Below are 24,294 nucleotides of genomic sequence, written 5' to 3'. Positions count from 1 at the left end.
AAGCAAAACTGAATTTTAAAATTGAAAGCTATTGTTTTTCTATTTATTTTAAGCCGGATTTAATAATTGACCTAACCCATGCGCGAACCCTTGTTTGTAAAGCAAAACACTGCTAAATGGAAAACCTTTGAGCAGGGTATAACCGGCACGCCCGATGAGCTGGCCGACCGCTTTATACAAATAACCGACGACCTGGCTTATGCCAAAACCTTTTACCCTAAATCAAAAACAACAGCTTATTTAAACGGACTGGCGGCTAATCTGCACCAATCTATCTACAAAAACAAAAAGGTAAAGAAAAACCGCTTTAAACTTTTTTGGAAGTACGAGTTACCGCTGCTTTTCAAAACACATGAAAAGCCATTGCTTTATTCCTTCGTCTTCTTTATCGTTTTTTCGTTACTGGGCGCTTTATCTGCCAAGTACGACGACCAGTTTGTACAGCTCATTTTGGGCCCCGAATACGTAAATATGACCAATGAGAACATAGCCAAAGGTGATCCATTCGGTGTTTACAAATCAAGCAATGAGTTCTATATGTTCTTTCGCATTACGATGAATAACATATTTGTATCCTTTGTTACGTTTGTGGCAGGCGTGTTTGGTTCGGCAGGCACGGTGTTCTTTCTACTCAAAAATGGTATCATGCTCGGCTCATTTGAGTACTATTTTTTTAGCAAGGGTTTAGGCTGGCAGTCTATACTGGTTATATGGATACACGGCACCATCGAAATATCTTCAATTATAATAGCGGGAGGAGCCGGCTTGGTTGTGGGTAACAGCCTGCTTTTCCCTAAAACCTATAATCGTATCACATCCTTTAAAAATGGCGCAAAGGATGGCATGAAGATCGTTATCGGCCTATTGCCGTTATTTGTAACAGCGGGCTTTTTTGAAAGCTTTGTAACCCGCCATACCGAAATGCCTTTGTGGTTAAGCCTAACTATATTGGGCGGCTCCTTGGCTTTTATGGTATGGTATGTAATTATTTATCCTAACCAATTGTATACAAATAAAACCTTACATGCAACAGCAGAACATTGAACTTTCAAAAAAACGCGACCTGGGCGAAGTAGTAAGTGACACGTTCACTTTTATAAAGCAAAACTTTAAGCCGCTTTTTAAAGTGGTTCTTACCTTTTGCGGCTTGTTTATGTTGGCCACCGCTGCGGCGTATGCCATGCAGCAGCTTAAGACTTTTGAACTGCAACGTGAGTTATTTAACGGAGCCGGAGCACAAAGTTTCTCTTCACCTCTTGATCGTTTTGGCATTGAGTATCTTTTGTCGATGCTGTTTATGATGCTTAGCTACACTTTAATGACGCTTACCGTGTTAAGTTATATGGCTTTGTACAAGCAAAAAGGAAACGTACCCCCTACCACAGAAGAGGTTTGGGGATATATTAAATACTACTTTTTAAGAGTATTAGGCGGCACTATACTGCTTAGCATTTTATTAATATTAGCTACTGCAGCGTGTATTATACCCGGCGTGTACGTGTATCCTATATTCGGATTAGTGTTCCCCATCATGATTATGGAAAATGCGAGTTTCACTTACGCTTTTAACCGCAGCTTTACTATTATTAAAGAGAACTGGTGGTTGACCTTCGGAACGCTGTTCGTAATGGGCTTAATTACTTATGTGGGTTACATGATCTTTTCTATTCCTACTATCATCATCACTGTGGTTAACCTTTTTACGCATGGTACTAAAACGGCTGCATCTTCGGCTCCTTTACTTATTGTTATTTCGTTAATACAACAAGCCGGACAAATATTATATGTGTTACCGTTAATTGCCCTGGGCTTTTGTTACTATAATTTAACGGAGGTTAAAGAAGGATCTGGCCTTATAGATCGTATCAATCAGTTTGGCACTCACAACCCCGACAGTAATTTACCAGCCGAAGAATATTAAGAATGCGCTTTCTGTACTTATTGCTACTTCTTTTTATACCATTTGCAACCGTTAAGGCGGGCCAACCTGTAAAACTGGTGCCTATAGCTAAAACTAAGGCCAAAGCCGTACTCCGTACCGATAGTTCGGTAGTACAAGTACGGCATTTTGATGCAGCACAGTTAGCCCGGCTCAAACAAAAGCCCGATTTTAGGTATGATGAAGAAGCCTCGGGCCCATCACTCTGGACCCGCTTTTGGCGCTGGTTCTGGCATCTGTTTACTATGCCTAAATTCAGGCCCGAAACCAATATACTGTTCACTGTATTAAAATACTTTTTTATTGCCTTGGGCATAGCTGCCATTGCATTTATTATCCTGAGGCTGGTAGGTGTTGATGTAACCGGCCTGTTTAAGCGTAAGCCTGCAGATGCCAGCGTGCCGTACGAGGAGACGCTTGAAAACATCCATGAGATAAACTTTGATACCGATATTGACAAGGCCATTGCTCAGCACAACTATCGTTTAGCCGTGAGGCTGCTTTACCTGCGCTCATTAAAACAGCTCAATGATGCAGGTTTGATAAACTGGCAAATCGATAAAACCAATGCCGCCTATATTGAAGAGTTAACCAACCCTGAACAGCGTGAGGCTTTCACTGTACTTACACGCCAGTTTGAGTTTGTGTGGTATGGTGAATTTATGATCAACAATTCGGCATTTCAAAACATCAGTGCCTTATTTGGTAACTTTAAACAAACCCTGTCATGAAAGATTTTAAAGTAATCACATGGATAGGGGCTATATTGTTGGCGGCGTACTTATTAGCCGAGTATAACAAACCCAAGCCGGTAAACTGGCAGTCTACCTTGTCATACGGCGATAAAATTCCGTTTGGTACTTACGTACTGCACCAGCAACTCGTAAACCTATACCCTACCGGCAAGGTGATACGTACTAATGAGCCATTGTACAACGCACTGCATCAGAAAAACCTACAGGGCAACTACTTCATCATAGCTAAAACTATCGATTTAACGAAGTATGATTATGCGGAACTAGTGAAATTCATAAAGGCCGGCAACAACGTCTTCATGTCGGCGTTTGTGTGGGATGGCATTTTGCCCGATACGCTTAAACTGCACACCAATGCCGAGTATGGTAAAAGCAATGTGGCCATTAACCTGGTAAACCCGCAGCTAAAAAAGGCCGCCAATTACACTTTCCAGCGCGATATATGCAACCAGTATTTTAGCAGGTTTGATACTGCACATGCTGTAGTGTTAGGTCAAAATTCTATGAAGCATGCCAATTACCTCAGCTTTGCTTTTGGTAAGGGGCATTTATATTTGAGCGCTAATCCGCAGCTGTTTACCAATTACAGCTTACTGTCTGATCAGGGTGCCGATTACGCTGCCAAGGCGCTTTCCTATCTGCCAGCAGCAGCTAACGTTTACTGGGACCAGTATCAGAATAAGGATATACCTTTTGATGACTCGCCTTTGCGGGTAATTTTTAGCCATGATAGTTTGCGGTGGGCTTACTACATTAGCTTAATTACTGCTCTTGTATATATTATTTACGAGGCAAAGCGCCGCCAGCGTATCATACCGGTTATAGAACCCCTCCGCAATAACACGCTCGACTTTGTGAACGTAGTGGGCCAGGTTTATTATGAGCAGCGTGATAACAGCAACATTGCGCACAAAAAGATCACTTACCTACTGGAGCATTGGCGCACTGCCTACTATTTAAAAACCAGCGTACTGAATAAGGAATTTACCGATGCCTTAGCGAACAAAACCGGCATTGAGCCAACCTTTGCCCGCGAACTGGTTAACCTGATTAATTATACCCATGTGCAACAAAAAGTAACCGACAGCGAGCTTATTGCACTGAACCAAGCTATAGAAAACTTTTATTCTCAAACCGGAAAATAATGGAAGAAGAAATATTTGAACAAAGAACTGATCTGAGCAAACTGAGCCATGCGGTTGAGCAAATTAAAGCCACCATTGGCAAAATAGTAGTAGGCCAGCAGGAGACCGTTGATTTGCTGATTGCCGGCATACTAGCCGATGGCCACCTGCTTATTGAGGGCGTGCCCGGCGTAGCTAAAACCTTAACGGCCAAACTCATTGCCAAAGCTATTGACGCTCAGTACTCCCGCATTCAGTTTACGCCCGATTTAATGCCTTCGGATGTGATAGGCACATCGGTATTCAATCCCAAAACCACTGATTTTGAGTTTAGACGCGGACCTGTATTTGGAAACATTGTACTGATTGACGAGGTGAACAGAGCCCCGGCTAAAACACAGTCGGCCTTGTTTGAGGTAATGGAAGAGCGGCAAATTACAGTAGATGGCCATGTTTACCCTTTGCATGAACCTTTTATTATACTGGCTACCCAAAACCCCGTTGAGCAAGAAGGCACCTACCGCCTGCCAGAGGCGCAATTAGACCGCTTCTTATTTAAAGTTGAGGTAAAGTACCCAACACTTGAAGACGAGATAGCCATATTAACCCGTCAGCATCAGCAAAAAACCGCACTGCAGCTTACCGATATTCAGCCGGTATTGTCTGCACAGGATATTATCAGCATACGGCAGCAGGTGCGTGAGCTTTATGTGGAACCTAAGCTACTTGAGTTTGTGGCCAAGATTATTCATGAAAGCCGCAACAATAAATCACTTTATTTGGGTGGATCGCCACGGGCCTCACTGGCTATAGTAAGTGGTGCTAAAGCACTTGCCGCTATGAAAGGCCGCGATTTTGTTACGCCCGAAGACATTATATGGGTTGCCCCTGCCGTGTTACGGCACCGTATTATGCTTACGCCCGATAAGGAAATGGAAGGCGTTACCCCTGACGAGGTGGTTGCTCAAATAATTCAGAAAATAGAAATACCCCGCTAAGCAAGTGAAAAACCTTATCAGCCTGTTTTATACCAACTTGTTTTTAACCCGCCGCTTAACGGCCGCGCTGATAGGTTGCAGCATAATATTTGTTGTAAGCTTTTTTATGGAATGGCTGGGCATTTTGCCTTACCTGTTCTTTGGGACATTGATGGTTTTAATGCTGCTTGATATATTATTGCTATACCGTACCCGCAACGGCGTATTTGCCCGCAGGCAAGCACCCGATCGGCTCAGCAACGGCGATGAGAATGAGCTGGCTGTTTACATAGAGAATTTTTACCCATTCACAATACAAGCAGGCATTATCGACGAAATTCCGCACCAGTTTCAAAAACGCGACGTTTGGTTTAAAACCAGCGTTCAACCGCGCAGGAATAAGACATTAACCTATATACTAAAGCCGCTTAAACGCGGTGAGTATGATTTTGGATTGATACGTGTGTTTGTGCACTCCCCTATTGGCTTGCTAAGCCGGCGTTATAATTTTAAAGAAGAAGAAGTTTTACCCGTTTACCCCTCTTTTTTACAGATGCGGCAGTATGAGCTGATGGCCATTTCTAACCGACTGAATGAACTGGGGATAAAAAAGATAAGAAGGCTGGGTAACAGCATGGAGTTTGAGCAGATCAAAACTTATGTGCCCGGCGATGATTACCGCGACATTAACTGGAAAGCATCTGCACGCCAAGGCAGCCTCATGACCAATTCTTATACTGACGAGAAATCGCAGCAGGTGTACTGCATTGTTGATAAATCAAGGGCTATGAAGATGCCGTTTGAAGGGCTAAGCCTGCTTGATTATGCCATTAACGCCAGTTTAGTACTATCTAACGTGGCTTTGCTTAAAGAGGATAAAGCCGGACTTATTACTATAGGTGAACGCACGGGCGCTGTTATACCTGCCGAGCGCAAGCCTGCCCACATAAACAAAATATTAGAAGTACTTTACAAGGAGAAGACACGCTACCTGGAAACCAATATGGAAATGTTATACAGCACGGTTAGACGCGTTATTAAGCAGCGCAGCCTTGTGGTATTCTTCACCAATTATGAAAGCCTCTCGGCCCTGCAACGGCATTTGCCTTTTTTGAAACGGATAGCCAGCTTTCATTTACTGCTGGTGGTGTTTTTTGAGAATACGGAGCTTAAAAAGGTAAGCCAGGAGCCAGCTACCGATGTGGAGGGCATTTACATAAAAACGATTGCCGAAAAGTTTGCTTATGATAAAAAACTGATTGTTAAAGAATTGGCCAAGCATGGCATACAATCCATACTAACAACGCCACAAAATTTAACAGTGAATGCGGTGAACCGCTATTTGGAACTAAAGGCAAGGCAAAAAATTTAAACAGAACGCTTAAACTTTATTACTGGATAAGGCCGAGCCGATTGGAAGAATACGCTAAAGCTATAAAAATACAGTAGCAAGCGTTTAACCTACGACATTAAACTCACGAACAACTCAGGACCTTTGATGATAACCCATTCAAATATCCTTGTCTGCAACTGCTTCTTTCTTTGGGTAATGTGTTTCATAATACTGCTTACATATCAAATGATATGCCTGCGGATGATTATTGATTATTTTCTACAAAAATACAGTTGTCTCAAGCAAAATTTGTCATTAGTTAATCATTTGATTAATAAATTACAACCTAAAACGCACTTTTTCGTAAACATGCGGTTCTAAAAACAAGAAACCCTGTCTGAAAAATCAGACAGGGTTTCTTTATTGTATATATTATAACGCGTATGATGATTACATCATACCGCCCATGCCGCCCATTGGAGGAGCGCCTGCACCGGCTTTTTCATCTTCAGGATCATCAGCCAACACACACTCGGTAGTTAATAGCATTGATGAAATAGAAGCAGCATTTTCTAAAGCTACGCGTGATACTTTAGTTGGATCGATAACACCAGCACCAATTAGGTTCTCGTATTTATCGGTACGTGCATTGTAACCAAAGTCGGCAGTGCCTTCTTTAACTTTTTGAACAACGATTGAACCTTCGATACCTGCGTTTTCGCAAATCTGACGTAAAGGCTCTTCTATAGCACGTCTGATAATTTGGATACCTGTTTTCTCGTCTTCATTAGCACCTTGCAGATCTGCTAAGGCAGCAACCGCACGGATGAAGGCTACACCACCACCAGCAACGATACCTTCTTCAACCGCAGCGCGTGTTGCGTGTAATGCATCATCAACACGGTCTTTTTTCTCTTTCATTTCAACCTCGGTAGCTGCACCTACATATAATACAGCCACGCCACCTGATAATTTAGCTAAACGCTCTTGCAGTTTTTCTTTATCGTAATCAGATGTAGTAGTTTCAATTTGAGCTTTGATTTGGTTTACGCGGGCTTTAATGCTTTCAGCGTCACCAAAACCGTTAATAACAGTAGTATTGTCTTTGTCAATAACTACTTTTTCAGCAGTACCTAAGTAAGTCAGGTCTGCATTTTCTAATTTGTAACCACGCTCTTCAGAAATAACGGTACCACCGGTCAAGATAGCAAGGTCTTCTAACATAGCTTTACGACGGTCACCAAAACCAGGCGCTTTAACAGCAGCTACTTTCAGTGAACCACGAATTTTGTTAACTACTAAAGTAGCTAAAGCTTCACCATCTAAATCTTCAGAGATAATAACCAGTGGTTTGCCGGTTTGCACTTGTTTTTCAAGGATTGGAAGCAATTCCTTCATTGAAGAAATCTTTTTGTCGTAGATCAGGATGTAAGGATTATCCAGTTCTGCTTCCATTTTATCAGCATTGGTTACAAAGTACGGAGAAAGGTAACCACGGTCAAACTGCATACCTTCTACAGTTCTAACTTCGGTTTCAGTACCTTTAGCTTCTTCAACAGTAATTACACCGTCTTTACCAACTTTGCCCATTGCATCGGCAATCAGGGTACCAATAACCTCATCATTGTTAGCCGAAATACTGGCTACTTGTTTAATTTTGTTATTGTCATCACCCACTGCTTGTGATTGCTCTTTCAGGTTAGCTACCACGGCAGCTACTGCTTTGTCAATACCACGTTTAAGATCCATTGGGTTAGCGCCAGCAGCTACGTTTTTAATACCTGCAGTTACAATTGCCTGAGCCAGTACAGTTGCAGTAGTAGTACCATCACCTGCAATATCAGCAGTTTTTGAGGCTACTTCTTTCACCATTTGGGCACCCATGTTTTCTAAAGCATCTTTTAATTCGATTTCTTTAGCCACAGTTACACCATCTTTAGTAATAGCTGGTGAACCGAATTTTTTGTCGATAATAACGTTACGACCTTTAGGACCTAAGGTTACTTTAACTGCGTTAGCTAAAATATCCACGCCACGTTTTAAAGCGTCACGTGCTTCAACGTTGTATTTAACTTGTTTTGCCATGATTTGTTGAGTTTGAGATTTGAGTACTGAGATTTGAGATTAAACTCTCATCTGCAATTTCAAACCCCTATGTTTTAATAAATTTATTTGAACTAAGTAATCTGCGTTAGATGCAAGAAAAAAGAAGCTGTCTCAAATCTCCTATCTAACGTCTCACATCTGAATTTACAGTATGCCGTAAATGTCAGATTCACGCATCATCAGGTACTCATTACCATCAATTGTAATTTCGGTACCGCCGTATTTGCTGTATAACACTTTATCACCTACTTTAACAGTCATAGGCTCATCTTTTTTACCGTCACCAACAGCTACTACAGTACCTTGTTGAGGTTTTTCTTTAGCAGTATCCGGAATGAAGATACCAGACGCAGTCTTTTCTTCGGCAGGAGCAGCTTCCACTACTACTCTGTCGCCAATAGGTTTAATGTTTAATGACATAACTATAATTAATTATAAATTGATTGAATGTTTGATTGCCATTCATCACTAATTATGCCAACCGTGTAAATGACATGCTTTAACTGTTGAGTTGTCAGTTGCAAAATATTAAGCCTAAAAAGGCAAAGAAATTTTGACTTTACACCGGTGTGACAATGCCATGATGACAGGACAGTATAAAACTAAAAAAGGCTTCGGTAGTACCGAAGCCTTTTCTGTTAATTTATTGTTATACTTTATTTCTTGGTTGTATCAGCTGGTTTAGCAGGCAGGCTCAATGGAGCTGTAGTACCAACCGGACCGCTCGGCTTAGATGCCTTTTGGATCTGATCCCGGTACTCTGAACCACCAGCACTTGTACCGCCGCTTTTAATAGCTACGTTTACCGCTAATGACAATACCATCAGCATTATAGCCAAGATCCAGGTACCTTTTTCAAGAATATCACCTGTTTTTTGAACGCCTAATAGCTGTGATGAGCTTGAAAAGTTTGAAGACAGGCCGCCACCTTTAGGGTTTTGAATTAATACAATTACGCCTAATAGTATACAAACCAGGATGGCAACAATTAATAATACTAAATACATTTTATATGCTAATTAATTTTCTTTTCTAAAACTTCAATCTGGCTGGCAAAGTAACGTCTTTTTTCCGGATTTTTCAACATTAATATTTTATAAGCAGCTATAGCTTTGGAATATAACATTTGGTCGGCATAAATACGGGCTAACGTTTCGGTAATCAATTCTTCCTGATCCTCGGCACTATGTTTGGCTTTATTTTCGGTATCAATTTTATCGCTGGTGGGCGGCTTCATTTGAGGTTCTTCCTGTATAAAGCGATCAACAATATCGTCTGTTTTATGCTCCTCGGCTTCTGGCTTGGATTCGGTTACCGGCCTTAAAGAGTTACCAGCAGTAGAACCGGCATAAGGCCGGTACATAGAGCTGTGTTTGCTGCGGGTTTTATCTAACCACCACAAAAAGCTGTAAGGCATTTTATCGTCGTGGTAGCGGGTAACCTGGCCCTCTTCCATAGTCGGCTGCTCTACTTTAGGCTCGGCAACAGGTTGAACAAGCACTTCGGGTTCGGGGTTGGGCTGGTTACGCTCAACAAAAGCCTGATCAAACACAAAGTAGTCATTAGCGGCAATGCTTTCAATAATCAGCTGCTGTGTTTCGTCTAAAGGTTCATCTTTAAAAATAGGCCTTAGCGGTTGATCTGCTCTGTCGTTACTTTCAACTTTTGCAACGGGCCCGGCATCCGGTGTTGCAACGGGAGCATCGTTTTTAATATTTTCATAAGCATCGGCAGGTTCCGGCTCTTTGGATACAAAAGCTTCTGTAGCAGGCTGCACTGCAGGCTCTGTAACAATAACAGGAGCCTCAGCCACGTCTACAGCCGGCCGGGCTTTTATCTTATTCTCTTTAAATATAATTTGAGCGGGAGATACAGCTGGTAACTTCTCGGGTGATTTGATTACTTTTTGAAGTAACATACTATCACCAAACCAGGCAGCGGCTTCGCTTAGTTGCGTTGCGTTGCCCAACCGTGCTTGTATGGCATGCAACACCCCGCACTGCGGAAAGCTATACAACAAAGTTTGCAAACTATCCCTATGCGCATCGGTAAGCTTGGCTGTACTGCTAAGCACCTGCTTTAAAAGATCGGTAGGATTATGGCTGATATCTTGTTGCACGTGGTTGAAACTAATAAAATGATTACCAGTTAGCAAAGGCTTTGTTAAAAATATCCTCTGTTAACTGCTGGTTGATAATTCTGATCAGGTTTTGTTCCTGCGAGTTAATATCACCGGTAAAATCGGTATAGCGTGAAAATGATTGCTCAAAGTCAGGCGATAGCTTTTTGTCTTTGTTATTGGTGTACTTTACGTTAACGGTTATGGTTAAACGTGTGGCGGTAGCCCTTGGCGCCGTATTATTATCGGTAGCCTGTACAGATACCGGCGCATAGCTAAAGCCGGTTATTGCCCCTTCCATTATAGCATCAGCATCACCTCTCACAATACTAAGCCTGCTTTGCGAGCGTATACGCTCCTTAAGCGCCTCGGTAAAAGATTGACTCATATTGCTAACCACTAATGGGGCCGTGTTTTCAAAAAACACGATGTTAATGGTTTGCATATCGCGCGGTATGGAAGCGCCGTTAAGCGTAACGGAGCACGATGAGTAGATCATGCCTATCATCAATATAGCAAAGCACAATAGTTTCTTTTTAAACATTACAGGTTTAATTCTTTTATTTTACGGTACAGCGTCCGCTCCGATATACCCAGCTCATTGGCTGCAAGTTTGCGCTTCCCTTTGTGCTTTTTAAGCGCCTTGCGTATCAAGTCAGATTCCTTTTCGATAAGTGATAAGGACTCTTCTACCTCTTCAGCATGCGGGGTAATCACAGTTTCGTTCTTATGATTATTTACAACGGGCTGTTGGATGGTAAATTGTGCTTCGGGACGAGCCGGCAGCTCAATATCATGATAAAGTTGATTAAGCGTTTGCGTGCTGCTGGGCGTATATGAGCCAGGAGCACCGCCGTGTTCAATTATCTCGGCTACCAGCTTTTTAAGTTCCACCATATCCCGCTTCATATCAAAAAGCACCTTATATAACAAGTCCCGCTCTGAGAAGTCTTCGCGCGGCTGGTTGTCCAGTCGCATGGGTAAATTACTACGGCCGGCCTCTTGCGGCATATAAGTAAGTAAGGTAGCTGCGTTAATGGTACGATCTCGCTCTAACACGGCCAACTGCTCGGCTACGTTTTTTAGCTGGCGCACGTTACCTGGCCACGTATAGCTAACCAATACCTGCTGAGCGCTTTCGTCCAGGTGTAAGCCTGGCGTTCGGTATTTGTCGGTAAAATCGGCCGAAAATTTACGAAACAGCAAAATAATATCTTCTTTCCGGTCGCGCAAAGGTGGTATACGCAACGGAACGGTATTTAAACGATAATATAAGTCTTCGCGAAACTTGCCTGCTTTTACAGCCTCATACACATCAACGTTGGTAGCTGCTATAACACGCACGTTGGTTTTCTCTACTTTGGATGAGCCCACGCGGATAAACTGCCCCGACTCCAGCACACGTAACAAACGCGCTTGGGTACCCAATGGCATCTCCCCTATCTCATCTAAAAATATAGTGCCGCCGTTTACGGTTTCAAAGTACCCTTTACGCTCGCCAACAGCTCCCGTGTAGGCACCTTTTTCATGACCAAAAAGCTCCGAATCGATTGTACCCTCGGGTATGGCACCACAGTTTACGGCAATAAAAGGCCCATGCTTGCGTGCACTTAACTGATGAATGATATGCGAAAAAGCCTCTTTACCGCTACCACTCTCCCCGGTAATGAGTACCGAAATATCGGTAGGTGCTACCTGGTTTGCAATATCTATAGCCCGGTTAAGCAACGGCGAACTGCCGATGATACCAAAGCGTTGTTTAATTTCCTGTACGTTCATAGATTAGAATAAAGAGTATAGAATCAAGACTAACGCTCTTGTCGCTAAGTATATATTCTCTAAAAAGAGAACAGCATCTCTTGAGTTTATTCAGTTGTAGCTAAACCGTTAATCAATAATTCAACATTCCTATATTTTTTCTTCCTTGGTAAATTATTAATTGAGCTTATAACTCATAATGAAGAAACCGACCTTCAATAAAAATTCCGCAAAATGGATTACTGACTCTGTACTCTTGAATCTATATAACCTTTCCTAACAGTGTTGCGGTTGTGCACCGGTCTATTAATACGTTTACATACTGACCTGGCTTATAGTTTTCACTAACCGGAAAAACTACCATAGCATTGTTATCGCTGCGGCCGCAATAATCGAGGTTTGATTTTTTTGAAAATCCCTCAATCAGTACCCTTTGCACTTTACCAACCTGTGCCTGCAAACGCAAATGCGAATGTTGTTGCTGCTTAATTACTATTTCCTTCAAACGGCGGCTTTTTATAGCCTCGGGTATATCGTCGGCATAACGCTTGGCAGCCAGCGTGCCAGGGCGTTCCGAGTACATGAACATATACGCATAATCATACTGTACAAAATCCATCATGCTTAATGTATCCTGATGTTCTTCTTCCGTTTCACTGCAAAAGCCGGCTATTACATCGGTTGATATGGCACAACCCGGAATAATGCGGCGAATGGCTTCTACCCGGTTCATATACCATTCACGGTCATAAGTGCGGTTCATCAGCTCCAGCACACGGCTGTTACCAGATTGTACCGGCAGGTGAATATACTGGCAAATATTATCGTGTTTGGCAATGGTATACAACACCTCATCGGTAATATCTTTAGGGTGTGAGGTAGAAAAACGAACCCGTAAATCAGGATTAATCAATGCTACCATCTCCAGCAGCTGTGCAAAGTTGGTTCCCTTAATATCGTTAATTGATACTTCTTCACTTTCGCTGGTATCAGGCTTCCATTTATACGAATCCACATTCTGCCCTAACAAGGTAACCTCGCGGTAGCCTTGGTTAAACAGATCGGTACATTCTTTTATAATAGACTGCGGATCGCGGCTGCGTTCGCGGCCCCGGGTAAACGGCACAACACAGAATGAGCACATGTTGTCGCAGCCACGCATAATAGATACAAAGGCATTAATACCATTAGTATTTAACCTAACCGGATTAATATCTGCATAAGTTTCCTCACGTGATAGTAATACGTTAACGGCTTTCTGTCCGTCGTCTACCTGGTCTATCAGGTTTGGTAAATCACGGTAAGCATCAGGACCTACCACCACATCAACCAGCTTTTCTTCTTCCAGAAACTTTGCTTTCAGGCGCTCGGCCATACAGCCGAGTACCCCCACAATCATACCCGGATTTTTAACTTTTGCAATCGTAAATTCTTTTAAGCGGTTGCGCACACGTTGCTCGGCATTTTCGCGAATAGAGCAGGTATTTATAAAAATCACGTCGGCATTGTTAAAGTCTTTGGTGGTTTCAAAGCCTTTATCTAATAAAATAGATGCAACAATTTCACTGTCCGAGAAATTCATGGCGCAGCCATAACTTTCAATGTAAAGTTTACGGCCACTATATTTTTCAGGGGTTTGCTCCAGCATCAACGCTTCACCTTGCCTGCTTTCATCATGTGTTTTTTCCGGAATTAGCAAATCCATCATTTGTTAAAATTTTTGAGTTGCAAAAATACACAAAATTTAAATAATAGCGTGACAGATTGGCAGCATTTTGTAAAAATCGGATATGTTGCAAAAGCTGATAGAACAATACTTTTATTAGCTAAGAATTTAGTTTTTAGGTGTGGCAACAAATAGCTATTTTGGGAAGGAAAATGAGAACTATTGATGCCACACCCGGCTTAAGGTGTGATGGGGGCCGAGCATAAATGAAATTATCCTTTTTAAGACATACTTGGCAAAAGTTTTTAGCAGCCGCTTTCGTAGTATTTTTGTTGATGGTAACGGTAGTGGCTTATTTTGTAAACCGGCACTGGGCACCTATTTTGGCTACAGAGCTGCGCAACACTGTTTTGGCCAGCTCAGACAGCTTATACCAAGCCGATTTCACCGATGCAGAATTACACATTGTTCAGGGTAAGGTAATTGTTCATAATCTTACGCTTAAACCTAACCTATCTGTTTACAACAGGCAGTTAGCCCGTGGTATAGCGCCTAACAATTTGTATACGCTTAAAGTGAAACGTATTGTTTTTAAGCATATCCATCCTTTAAAATTATACTACAAACGCAAGCTGGATATTACGCAGATAGTGTTGAGCGCACCAGAGCTACGGGTGAGTTATCAGCTCAATCATCAGCTAAGCAAACCATCGCAAAAAAAAATAAGCGCCTGGCAGCGTATTAAGGGCTTACTTAAATCGGTACATATAGGTGAGGTGATGTTGAACGATGTAAAACTAACTTACCAGGATTATTCCGGAAACAAGCTGGATATATCGGAGCTAAAAGAAATGAACCTAACCGGTAAAGACCTGCTTATTGATTCGGTTACGCAATTCGATTCTACACGGTTTTATTATTTTAAGGACGTACAGGCCGAACTGAATAACTTTAGCCGGCCTGCAGATAATGGCCTTTATACTTACCGCATTAATCAGCTGCAATATTCAACCCTTACCTCGCAATTAAAGGCAAGAGGTGTAGCTTTACTACCCGCTGCAGATTCTGTTTTTTTTAACCGCCATGTGCGTACCTGGTTTCAGTTTGATGCCGATACCTTAAACTTATCAGGATTTGATTTTAAGAAGTATAACAAAGTGCGTTCACTTAACGCTGCCCGGCTTTTAATAGGCCGCAGCAATTTAACAGTGTTCTCAAACCCCGAAGGCCAGTCAAAAAAAGGCGACCGGCTTATAACTTATCCGCACGTCGCCATCAGGCAGGTAAAAAGTAATTTCAAGTTGGATACTGTTGATCTGCATCGCATCCATATTACGTATAATGGGTACGGTAAAAAGTCGCATAAGCCGGGCTACGTCTCCTTTTACAATACTGAAGGCCGTATTTTTAATATAACAAATGATAGTGCAGCTTTAAAGCGCAACCCCATAACACTGGTAAAGCTTCGTTCGTACTTAATGGAAAGCGGCCCGGTGGAGGCAGAAGTATCTTTCAACCTCACCGATTCGGCCAAATCATTCACCTATAAAGGCAGCGTTGGCCCTATGGATTTGGAAAAGATGAACAAGGCTACCATGCCATTTGGTCTCATAAAAATTGCCTCGGGCAAGCTGGATAGACTATCATTTGATTTTAAGGCCGACCGATATAAAACCAAGGGAAAAGTTAGCTTTTTGTACCACGATTTAAAAGTGCGTATTCTGAAAATGGATACCCTGGCCGACCGTTACCGTCATCGTACTATCGCTTCTATATTGGCTAATGCGCTTGTTGTAAAACGACATAATCCCGATTTTTTAGGCGGAACACCGCGCGAAACTGATGTTACCTATATCCGCCAGCCCGATACGCCCTTTTTTAAAACGGTGTGGAAAAGCCTCGCCATAGGCATAAAAGCCGGAGCCGGTTATGATGCAGCTACTGAAAAAATGGTAAAGCAGCATATAGCCCAACGTATAGACGATAAAAAAAGACGCGAGTTACGCAGGCAGCTGCGCCGCCGGCGGCAGGGCAGGCGTTAAGGCGTCAGTAAATTATTTTCTTTATTTGGTGCAACGGATACCGTCTTACTGCTGTCTTGTAAATAAACCAACCCTCATAACATGATGAAAAAGTTTATCTATACCGCAATTGCTATCTTATTCATGATAGCCGGACAGCAGGCATCAGCACAAAAAACTACTGCACAAAGCCGGCCGGTAAGCAGCTTTGATAAGGTGGCTTCGGCGGGGCCGTTCCAGGTGCAGGTAGTATTGAATGGCACAGAGAGCGTGCGCGTTACAGGTGATGAAGATGTACTTCAATATATTGAAACTGTTGTGGAGAAAGAGACCTTACAAATTAGACTGAAGAAGGACATTAAATGGGACAGAAATATTGGCAAAGTTGAAGTTTATGTTACAGCCAAGAGTTTAAACACGCTTATTAACAGCGGATCGGGCAGCATTAAGGTTGATGGCACTATCAATACCGACCACTTCAAGACTGTAATGAGCGGCTCGGGCAGTATATCAACCGATATAAAAACTAAAGACCTACATGCCGTATTAAGTGGCTCAGGCTTTATTAAACTGAGCGGCAGCGCCCAGGATGCCAGCATGGTTGTAACGGGATCGGGCCAGGTGCTGGGTAAATCATTAGGTACCGAAAAAACTTCGACCGTTATAACAGGATCGGGTCAGGTATATGTGGCGGCGGATAAACACGTAAGTGCTCATATCACCGGATCGGGCCAGGTTATTTACACAGGCAATGCCGAAGTGGAAAGCCGTAGTATAGGATCGGGCAAGGTAACCAAGGCAAACTAAACTTACCGCCCCATTATATATATAATAAAGGCACTGTGAATTCACAGTGCCTTTTTCGTTTAGTCCTCATCGGCTATAAACTGGTATCTCGATGTGATCTCCACGCACAAGGCGTTTGGTGAGCAAATACTGGATATGGCAAGCCGTCGCAAACCATTTGATTCGATGGTGAAATTTGCAGATGCGTCAGGATCGTTTGTTTTTACCAACTTATCCCGGCTGGCATACGGCCCATTAACCGGATCATTAATATAAGACTCCTTATTATAAAATAGAATCGTATTTCCTTGCAGCCGGTACCTGCCGGATGTGTATTGCAGATAACCTAAATAATTGGAGCTATTGGGGTCTTGTACCATCCTGGTAAGGTAGTACTTACCCTGTTTATCAAAAAGATAAAACTCATGTATGTGATTGGCCGCAAGCTGTGGTGCTCCTTCGGTTTCCCACCGCCCTATAATTTTGTTATTAGTTTTGTCCTTTTTGCAAGCAATAACAACAATTATCAACAATGTAAAAACCAGCACGATCTTCTTCATCATAATAACTTTACAGCCAATACGATAAATCATTAAAAGTATAACATTAACAATAAAATTTAACCTCTTGAGCGTTCCTCTTATTGCAGCAATAATTTCAAGTTTACGCCAAAGTTGGTAAACGCCGTGTTAAATGTTTGTGAGGTATAGGGCTTGGTAATGTTCGAGTCGTAGAAAAGGTTGAAGTTAAAACGCTGGTTAATCACATAATCAATAGACGGGCGGATGGTGATATTTTTGGCGCCTGATGATATTTCGGCAGTTTGCACATCAGCACGGTAAATTACAATCTTATTATCGCGCAGGGCAAAGTCCATTTTAAAGTTCAAATCGTTATTCAGCTTAAAATTCCTGAGCAAACCAAACGGAAACCTGAAGTTACGGGTACGATATCCAAAGCCAAACACCATAATATTTTCATTTTGCTGCGCCAGCTGGCTATTCAGCAAGCTCAGGCTCATGGTACGGCTGTTACGGTATTCGGCATTTACGGTCATGCTATTTTTAAAGCGGATGTCAACTCCTAACAAAGGCACAAACTGTTCAAATAAGGTTACTTGCGTAAACTGGTAAAACGGCAAAAAATCGCTGTTTACATCACGTTCACTTGGCGCACCGTTTACTTCGCGGTAACGGATAAGCGAGTTAAAGCTGTTTACGCTGTAAGTTGAACGATAACCATGGCGTAGGTCAAATGAATCAAACAGTTCTTTAAACCAGCTAATTCTGCTTAAGCCATTATAGGTAAGCTGCCAGTTAGGGATAGGTATTTGCGGAAAGCTGTTCAGACTCGACTTGCTGGCATCCTTACCACTATAAGCCGCCAGGAAAGAAGACACTAATACGTCCTGCTGGTTTGGCCCATACCCTTCACGATAACCATCTGCGGTAGTACCACCCGAATTGGCGTTTTGCGCCCCTAAACGCTGCGATATTATACGGCGGTTATTCAACAGGGCCTGGAAAGTACTGGAGTACTTGTTGATACCCTGTTCTTTTGAAAACGCTGTACCTATAGAGAGGAAAGAAACACTGTATGTCCCGGACGTGATGGGACTTAAGCTCTCGAAACCGCCTGATGCAGCGTTGTACTTATAGTTGGTTTGAAAATTACGGTCGCGTGTACGAAAGGCGGTCAGTTCTATATTTAAGTCGGGAAACGGCCTGATGGTGCTCCGGAAGTGCATATCCTCATTCAGCGTGGTCGAATAAAGCTGATTTTGTAAGGTATCTCTGCTTAACCAGCCGTTGGCAATGGCCTTAGGACGCAGATCGGCCTGGCTGCCCAGCAAAAAGCCTATACCGGGTGCATTGTAACTAAAATCCTGACCTGCAAATGAGGTAGTTGGTAAGTAGCCCGGTAAATAAGTGCCTTCGCTACGGGTATACGTTGCGCCAAGGTTTTTAACACTGGTCAGCAAACCCACCAGTAGCTTACTGGCTTTATTTGTTCCCTTGTCATCAGCATTGTTAAACTTGCGCAGGTAAGCAAACTTATTGTAAAGCCCGGTTAAGTTAAGGGTTGGGTTAATTTGAACCGACCGTGAATTTTGAATAGTATTACCCACATTGAGGTTGACATCATCAATAGCAAATTTGGGTTGGGTTTGCCAGTTAAAGTTGGTGCTGTAACGTGCAATAGTGCTTACCCAATCCAGCCCCGGCACCTTGTTAATAGGCACGGTATAGTTAAAATTGATGGTATGGTTGTAATTAGTGGTGCGGCCCAGGCGTTTCAGGTTATCCCACAGGGTGTCGCGCTTTAAACCATTCACCCGCCCGGCAGGTTCATCCACTACCGATAGGTTAGTAGCGTCAATATCCATTTGCAGTGATTTGGTGAGGTTCCAGCCTATACCATAAACACGGGTAATGTTAAAGTTTTTGTTGAAAGTAGTGGTAGGTATGGGTAAAAAGTTATTCGGGTCGTTATTACGCAGGGTATTCTCCGAATAAAATCTATCGAAACTGATCGCAAAATTTAACCTTGATGGTAAAATACTGAAGTTGAAATCGCGCAGCAGTGAGAGCATATTGCTTTTAATTACCTTCTCGAGCGGCGTATAATACCTGGCTTGGTTTAAGTAGTTATAAGCCAATGCCACCTTGTATATTTTTTGATTATCGTTTTCAGTTATAAAATCATGGTGCTCATACTCTGAGTAAGCGTAAGTGGCATTTAAGTTTTCTACATCCCATAAGCGTACCGGCTCGGCGGGGTTGGTTTTAGCTTTGTGCACATTGGTAAAGTTGATGCTTTTGCGCATAGTATAATCCTGAGCCGTGCGTTTTATTTCATCACGCTTTTCATCGGTTGGGGCATTGCGCAGTGCATCTTTCATTTCCACATCGGGCTGAGCCGGGTTATATTGCGGCATGGCTACCTGTTGCGATAAGTTAACATACATAGGTATATGTACACCCGTTTTAGCCGGAAAGAACTTGCCCAGTTCCAGGCTGCCGGCTACGTCAAATGTTTGGTTGTCGCTCCGGCTGCGCTCGCTTACGCGCTGCTCAATAGAACCAAAACCGATAGTAGTTTTGCTGCCAGCCAACGTTACGTCGGCAAAATCGGCCAGCTTGGCGTTAAGCCGTGCAGTGGCTGCCCAGCCGCCGCGCTGGTCAAAATCGGTTAAGCGCAACTCGTTAAACCACACAATGGCCGACTTATCAAAACCACCTGTTGCCCTGTAAGGATTACGTACTCCCAGCATAATGGCACGCAAACGACTCAAATCGGGCTGGCCTTTAATGGTGATGCGGTTGTTGCCTTCCATTATGGTAAAAGGTACCGTTAAAGAAGCCTGACCGGTAGCTATGGCATTATCACGAGCCAGCTTAGCACGTGTTAAAGCCGCCAGCTCCAGGTCTATATTATTAACCTCAGGCCATATAGCTCCTGGGTCTGACGTGCCCGGACGAGTTATTTTCAACGGCACCTCATACTCGTAATAGCTATCCTGGTAATCAACCCCCAAACGTATAAAAGCGCTCAGGTCGTTATCGTTCAACTGATCGCCCTCGGCGTGCACAAACATTTGCAGGCGTTTGTAGGCACGTAAATCATTATAGAAAGTACGATATGCCGCCCTTGAATAACCATTGCGCAGGTTTAATACATTTAAAGAAAGAGACTGCTCATTTAACCGGGTATCAGTACGCAGGTTGTTATAATCGCGCTGACGTTCAATGCCCGGAGGCAGTACGTAAGGTATTGGGCTGCGGTTACCGTTGGCCTCCAGGTTTACAGCTTGTACATTCAGGGTCGAATTATCTATCGGCGCGTTGACCAGTGCAGGATCGGCAATTACCTTAGTGGCATTGTTCTCTACGTTATATCCGCGCCATTCGCCACGTACCAATTGCAGCGTACCCATACGTAACACTGCTGTATCGGCAAAGTTGGTCATGAACATACGCATGTAGCGGATGGCCTTAAAGTCCTGAATATTTCCCTCGCGCGATTGATAAGCTAAAATAGGCACCCTGAACTGGTACCAGTTTACACTCTGTGTGGTACCATCAGCAAGTTTAACCTGTGCGGTTACCTTATCGTTTATAAAGTTTTGTCCCACCACCAAATCCTGCGGCCTTACCGATACCTTGTACTGAAAATATTCATCAGCCTGACTCATGCTGTTGTCACGGTTCAGATCTTCCCCATCTGGCAGAGAGGTTGAAGCGGAAGTAGAAACACCCAGCTCGGCCTGTGATTGCTCGGCAGTTTTGGAGTTACCCTCGGTACCGTTGTAGCGGCTGTAGCGCTGCAAAATGCCGGCCCGGTTCTGATCCTGCTGCGAACCCTGGTAATATTGGTAATTGTCAGATGATGGGTCGGCAGTAAGTGCGTTGGCTGCTTGTGGTGTAAGCTGTGTTCTTACCTGCTGCAAAAAGCCGGAGAATTTGGTTTGCTCGCCGGCATCATTCATGCCATCCAAACCCACATCCTGCAAACGGCGGGCATCGGGGTTATTATCAAAAGCATTAATAACCGGCTGCAGGCGCGGCACGCGTCCCCAAACAGTTTCGTCGGTTTGCGTATTGCTGCCGTCGGGCGGCAAACCGTTTTCTACTGACTTACGGCCGTCTTTTAAAATATCTTCGGTTATGCTGCCCAGGTTTAAATACAGATCACCACCTTGTGAGTTGGGTTTGTAAATGAAAGGGTCCATCATCCAAAACTCAATGTACTGTACGTTGAGCGATTCAAAATCGTTGGTTTCCAGCTTGCGGAACATACCGCCCCAGCGCGTACGCGGATTGAGCAATGTACCATCCGGACTGATGCCTGTGGTAGTATAATTGTACTGACCACGTGTATTAGGGTAAAAAGCCAAATCGAGCGTAGGCAATATCAAGGGCTGGCCGGTTACCGATTGTCGGTAAGGCAACACCTCGGTTTCGAGCACCTGGCGCACGTAGTGGTTTGACAGATCGGCCCGGGTAATGTTAAAGTTAGAACTGGATGTGTAAAATATAGGGTCGATGTTGTAAAAGGCCAGGCGGGCACGGTTGTAACCATAACTCAGATCGTTAAACAAACGCGACTCCGGGAACAATTGCGGCGTGCCCGAAATTTGCCAGTTTAAGGCGCTTTTTAAGTCGATAATGGATTGGCTGCTTTCAAAATCATCGAGGTAGGATGTACCGCCTTTGGAGCCCGCAAAATTCACTGCGCTGGGGCTGCCCGGCATAAGGCGCGCCACCTCTCCCGAAAAGTTAATGAACGAGGGTGCTTTGGTATTGATGAATGGTAATCGATCTACCAAACGCGTTAACCAGCGCGACTCGGTACTATAATTAACATCGAGGCCCATAATCGTGTTGGATACCGACTCCTCGCCAATGATTTGCTTTTGGGTAAGCGGCTGCTCACTTAAGTGCATGATGGTACCACCCAAGGCTAATTTAGGGCTGGCACGGTAATCAAACCGGGAACCATACAAAGTTTTTTGCTGGATGCCAAAGAGCTCGTTATTCTCAATATTAATAGTAAGCGGCTGGCCCGATGATAACAGAGCCTGGTTTAAAACCCTTATACGGCCAATACTGTAGTCAACGGTAAAATCGGTTCCTTCCTGCAAGCGCAGTGCACCGGCATTTACTACTACCGAGCCCTGGGGTATGTTTACCGCATTAAGTTGAAACTCTGAGCCGGACTGTGATGAATAAGTACCTTTAATAATATACCGGTTAAGCTGTGGAAAGTATTGCTGGGCAATAGTACGCGTACTATCGTACAGCGGCTGGTATACATAGCGCCTCACCAAATCCTGCTCTGTTGGCCTGAACCTGCGAGCTAAGTCGCTACCAAATGGCTCTACCACCGGAAACATGATACGCCCGTTCTGCGAATCAATCGTAATACCTTCCAAAAAGTCAAAGTAACCGTCGCCCTCAGGCAGGCGGTCGTTCTGCTGGTTCAGGGTATCCAGGCGGGTAAGTTGCAACCACCGCTTGCCGGTTATGTTGGCCCCCTCGTCAATGTTCTGTTTCTCGATGTTCGTCCGGTCGTCCAAACGGGCAATGGTAAGCCTGAAGTTTACCGGGCTAACCTGGTAAGCACCCAGCGAGTAGATGTTTTTCATCATCAGATCCCAGGTGGGGAGATTAGTTTTCAGTATCTCGTTCTTCAGCAACTTCACATAAAGTGCTTTTGGGTTTACCGGGTCAACGGGTATATCGTTAGAGAACTCCCCTACCTGATATTCAACACCGTTGTAAGTATAGCGGTAGGCAACTGCCAGTACCTCATCGTTATTAAGCGGATAATTTAAGGAGATATAGCCCAACTGCGGATGAAGCGTAAACTCCTTGCTGGTTAATTTACGCGCATAAGGTAGCTTGGCATAGTTATCAGTAGCGCCAGATGACTGGAAAAAATTAGCAACATCATTAGAGTTAGACAAGCGCCCCTGGTTTGGTAAACTGAATAAGCGGTTTAACAATGAGTTAGACTGTTGTGTAAAACCAGGCCCCTGGAAGCCTGCAGGCAAGCCCGAAAAGCCCGGTCCGCCTTGTATTTGAGCGGTGTTGTATGGCCTGTTCTCACCTAAGTCTAACAAGCCGATGATATCGCGCGAATCGGTAGTAGTATTAGTTCGGTTGGTGGTCCAAACCTCCACACGGGTAACCACCACATTGGTGCTGATGAGCGGAATATTTGCTAAAGCCCTGTTATAATTGTTTCTGAAATACTGTGACAGAAAGTAATGGCGGTTGGCCTCATAATCGGCTGGTGTAAGCCTAAACTCGCCTTGCTGTGCACCGTTAGTAATGGTAATTGTACGTGCTTGTGAGCGTTGTTGGGAGAATATGCTGGTTACATCGAGCTTTCCAAATTTCAACATGGTTTTTAAGCCAAACAGCGCCTGACTGCCACGAATAAGGGCGGTGTTCAAAGGCATGCTTACCGTACCGGCCTCAATCTTTTGAATGATCTCGTCAGGTCGGCCGGTATAGTCGAGCTTTACCTGGTTCTCAAACTGAAATTGGGCATCTGTATTGTAATTGGTGGCAATCTTTAATTTATCGCCGATAGCACCCGTAACATTCATTTGGATGCGCTGGTCAAAATTGAAGTTGAACTGCTTGCGCTGCTGGGTATTAAACAGCGGGTTTTGATTGCTGTTTACCTGACCCGCAAATACCAGTTGGGCCGATCCTTGCGGACGAATATCAATGGTATTGCTACCAAATATCTGCTCAAAAGTACGGCTCCTGATTTTTATTTGCGGAATAAACCCAGGCTGCTGAGAACTGTAAGCATAATCGTCAGCAAGTTTTTTAAAGTACTCCCGGCGGTTTTGCTGCTGAGTTAGCTGCAGGTATTCGGTAAAGGTTAAATACCGGGGCGCTCGATAAAGCAAGTTGCCCACCTTCTCAATAAGTATGTAACGATTGGATGAAGCATCATACTGAATGGTACGCACTAAATTCGGCGGATCGTTCTCAAAGCGCCCCTCGCGTAGTTTCGCGTTTTTAGATTGCTGGTTGCGGTACGGAACACTGATGGTAACAGAGTCCTTCCTGCCAGCAGGCTTTTTTTGGGCAAAAACAAAACTTATTCCGCTGCAAGCAGACCACAACACCAACCATGCAACAAACCTTGCAGTAAAATTTCGAATCAAGAACCGTTAAGAATTAAAGA

17 protein-coding genes are annotated in these 24,294 nt (G+C 43.7%); 8 read left to right on the top strand and 9 right to left on the bottom strand.

What is annotated here, in order from left to right; all coding sequences use genetic code 11:
* Window positions 1-78: 78 nt before the first annotated feature.
* Genes ABDD95_RS03705 through ABDD95_RS03680 form a run of 6 tightly spaced genes read left to right on the top strand, consistent with a single transcriptional unit; the run spans window position 79 to window position 6,167 of the window.
* Entirely contained in the window at window positions 79-1,044 is a 966-nt protein-coding gene (locus ABDD95_RS03705; RefSeq protein WP_345950553.1) for a stage II sporulation protein M, read from the top strand.
* The gene (locus ABDD95_RS03700) at window positions 1,025-1,921 is read left to right on the top strand and encodes a hypothetical protein (protein WP_345950552.1); all 897 of its coding nucleotides are present in this window, start codon (window positions 1,025-1,027) and stop codon (window positions 1,919-1,921) included. Before ABDD95_RS03705 ends, ABDD95_RS03700 begins: the two co-directional genes overlap by 20 nt.
* Window positions 1,922-1,923: 2 nt before the next feature.
* Entirely contained in the window at window positions 1,924-2,670 is a 747-nt protein-coding gene (locus ABDD95_RS03695; RefSeq protein WP_345950551.1) for a DUF4129 domain-containing protein, read from the top strand.
* Window positions 2,667-3,839: a DUF4350 domain-containing protein gene (locus ABDD95_RS03690; RefSeq protein ID WP_345950550.1), complete on the top strand. Its 1,173-nt coding sequence runs from the start codon at window positions 2,667-2,669 to the stop codon at window positions 3,837-3,839. The genes ABDD95_RS03695 and ABDD95_RS03690 overlap by 4 nt, the downstream gene beginning before the upstream one ends.
* On the top strand, window positions 3,839-4,816 hold the full coding sequence (locus tag ABDD95_RS03685) for a MoxR family ATPase (protein ID WP_345950549.1): 978 nt from the start codon (window positions 3,839-3,841) through the stop codon (window positions 4,814-4,816). The genes ABDD95_RS03690 and ABDD95_RS03685 overlap by 1 nt, the downstream gene beginning before the upstream one ends.
* Window positions 4,817-4,820: 4 nt before the next feature.
* Entirely contained in the window at window positions 4,821-6,167 is a 1,347-nt protein-coding gene (locus tag ABDD95_RS03680) for a DUF58 domain-containing protein (RefSeq protein WP_345950548.1), read from the top strand.
* Between the two features lie 411 nt (window positions 6,168-6,578).
* On the opposite strand, the gene groL is transcribed toward ABDD95_RS03680, so the two are convergent.
* From groL to miaB, 7 genes are all read right to left on the bottom strand, one after another.
* On the bottom strand, window positions 6,579-8,216 hold the full coding sequence (gene groL, locus ABDD95_RS03675) for a chaperonin GroEL (RefSeq protein WP_345952092.1): 1,638 nt from the start codon (window positions 8,214-8,216) through the stop codon (window positions 6,579-6,581).
* Window positions 8,217-8,378: 162 nt separating this feature from the next.
* On the bottom strand, window positions 8,379-8,654 hold the full coding sequence (locus tag ABDD95_RS03670) for a co-chaperone GroES (RefSeq protein WP_345950547.1): 276 nt from the start codon (window positions 8,652-8,654) through the stop codon (window positions 8,379-8,381).
* 236 nt (window positions 8,655-8,890) lie between these two features.
* Window positions 8,891-9,241: a preprotein translocase subunit SecG gene (gene secG, locus ABDD95_RS03665; RefSeq protein WP_345950546.1), complete on the bottom strand. Its 351-nt coding sequence runs from the start codon at window positions 9,239-9,241 to the stop codon at window positions 8,891-8,893.
* An 8-nt stretch (window positions 9,242-9,249) separates the two neighbouring features.
* Window positions 9,250-10,353 carry a hypothetical protein gene (locus tag ABDD95_RS03660; RefSeq protein ID WP_345950545.1) on the bottom strand — a complete coding sequence of 368 codons (1,104 nt, stop codon included), beginning with the start codon at window positions 10,351-10,353 and terminating at the stop codon, window positions 9,250-9,252.
* A gap of 22 nt (window positions 10,354-10,375) precedes the next feature.
* Complete coding sequence (locus tag ABDD95_RS03655; RefSeq protein ID WP_345950544.1) at window positions 10,376-10,897, bottom strand: LptE family protein; 522 nt, start codon at window positions 10,895-10,897, stop codon at window positions 10,376-10,378.
* A complete protein-coding gene (locus ABDD95_RS03650) occupies window positions 10,897-12,132 on the bottom strand; it encodes a sigma-54 dependent transcriptional regulator (RefSeq protein ID WP_345950543.1) in 1,236 nt (411 codons plus the stop codon). The genes ABDD95_RS03655 and ABDD95_RS03650 overlap by 1 nt, the downstream gene beginning before the upstream one ends.
* A 241-nt stretch (window positions 12,133-12,373) precedes the next feature.
* Window positions 12,374-13,819: a tRNA (N6-isopentenyl adenosine(37)-C2)-methylthiotransferase MiaB gene (gene miaB / locus ABDD95_RS03645; RefSeq protein WP_345950542.1), complete on the bottom strand. Its 1,446-nt coding sequence runs from the start codon at window positions 13,817-13,819 to the stop codon at window positions 12,374-12,376.
* A 224-nt stretch (window positions 13,820-14,043) separates the two neighbouring features.
* Between miaB and ABDD95_RS03640 the strand changes: the two genes are divergently transcribed.
* Together ABDD95_RS03640 and ABDD95_RS03635 are read left to right on the top strand one after the other, a co-directional pair.
* Entirely contained in the window at window positions 14,044-15,819 is a 1,776-nt protein-coding gene (locus ABDD95_RS03640) for a hypothetical protein (RefSeq protein WP_345950541.1), read from the top strand.
* 81 nt (window positions 15,820-15,900) lie between these two features.
* The gene (locus ABDD95_RS03635) at window positions 15,901-16,605 is read left to right on the top strand and encodes a head GIN domain-containing protein (RefSeq protein WP_345950540.1); all 705 of its coding nucleotides are present in this window, start codon (window positions 15,901-15,903) and stop codon (window positions 16,603-16,605) included.
* Between the two features lie 59 nt (window positions 16,606-16,664).
* Here ABDD95_RS03635 and ABDD95_RS03630 read toward each other — a convergent pair whose 3' ends face one another.
* On the bottom strand, window positions 16,665-17,147 hold the full coding sequence (locus tag ABDD95_RS03630) for a hypothetical protein (protein ID WP_345950539.1): 483 nt from the start codon (window positions 17,145-17,147) through the stop codon (window positions 16,665-16,667).
* A gap of 77 nt (window positions 17,148-17,224) precedes the next feature.
* Complete coding sequence (sprA, locus tag ABDD95_RS03625; protein WP_345950538.1) at window positions 17,225-24,274, bottom strand: cell surface protein SprA; 7,050 nt, start codon at window positions 24,272-24,274, stop codon at window positions 17,225-17,227.
* Between the last annotated feature and the right edge of the window lie 20 nt (window positions 24,275-24,294).

It is taken from the genome of Mucilaginibacter sp. PAMB04274 (assembly GCF_039634385.2).
Taxonomy (GTDB): domain Bacteria; phylum Bacteroidota; class Bacteroidia; order Sphingobacteriales; family Sphingobacteriaceae; genus Mucilaginibacter.
Note: the sequence above shows the minus strand (reverse complement) of the source record. Positions and strands in the feature narration are given on the sequence as shown.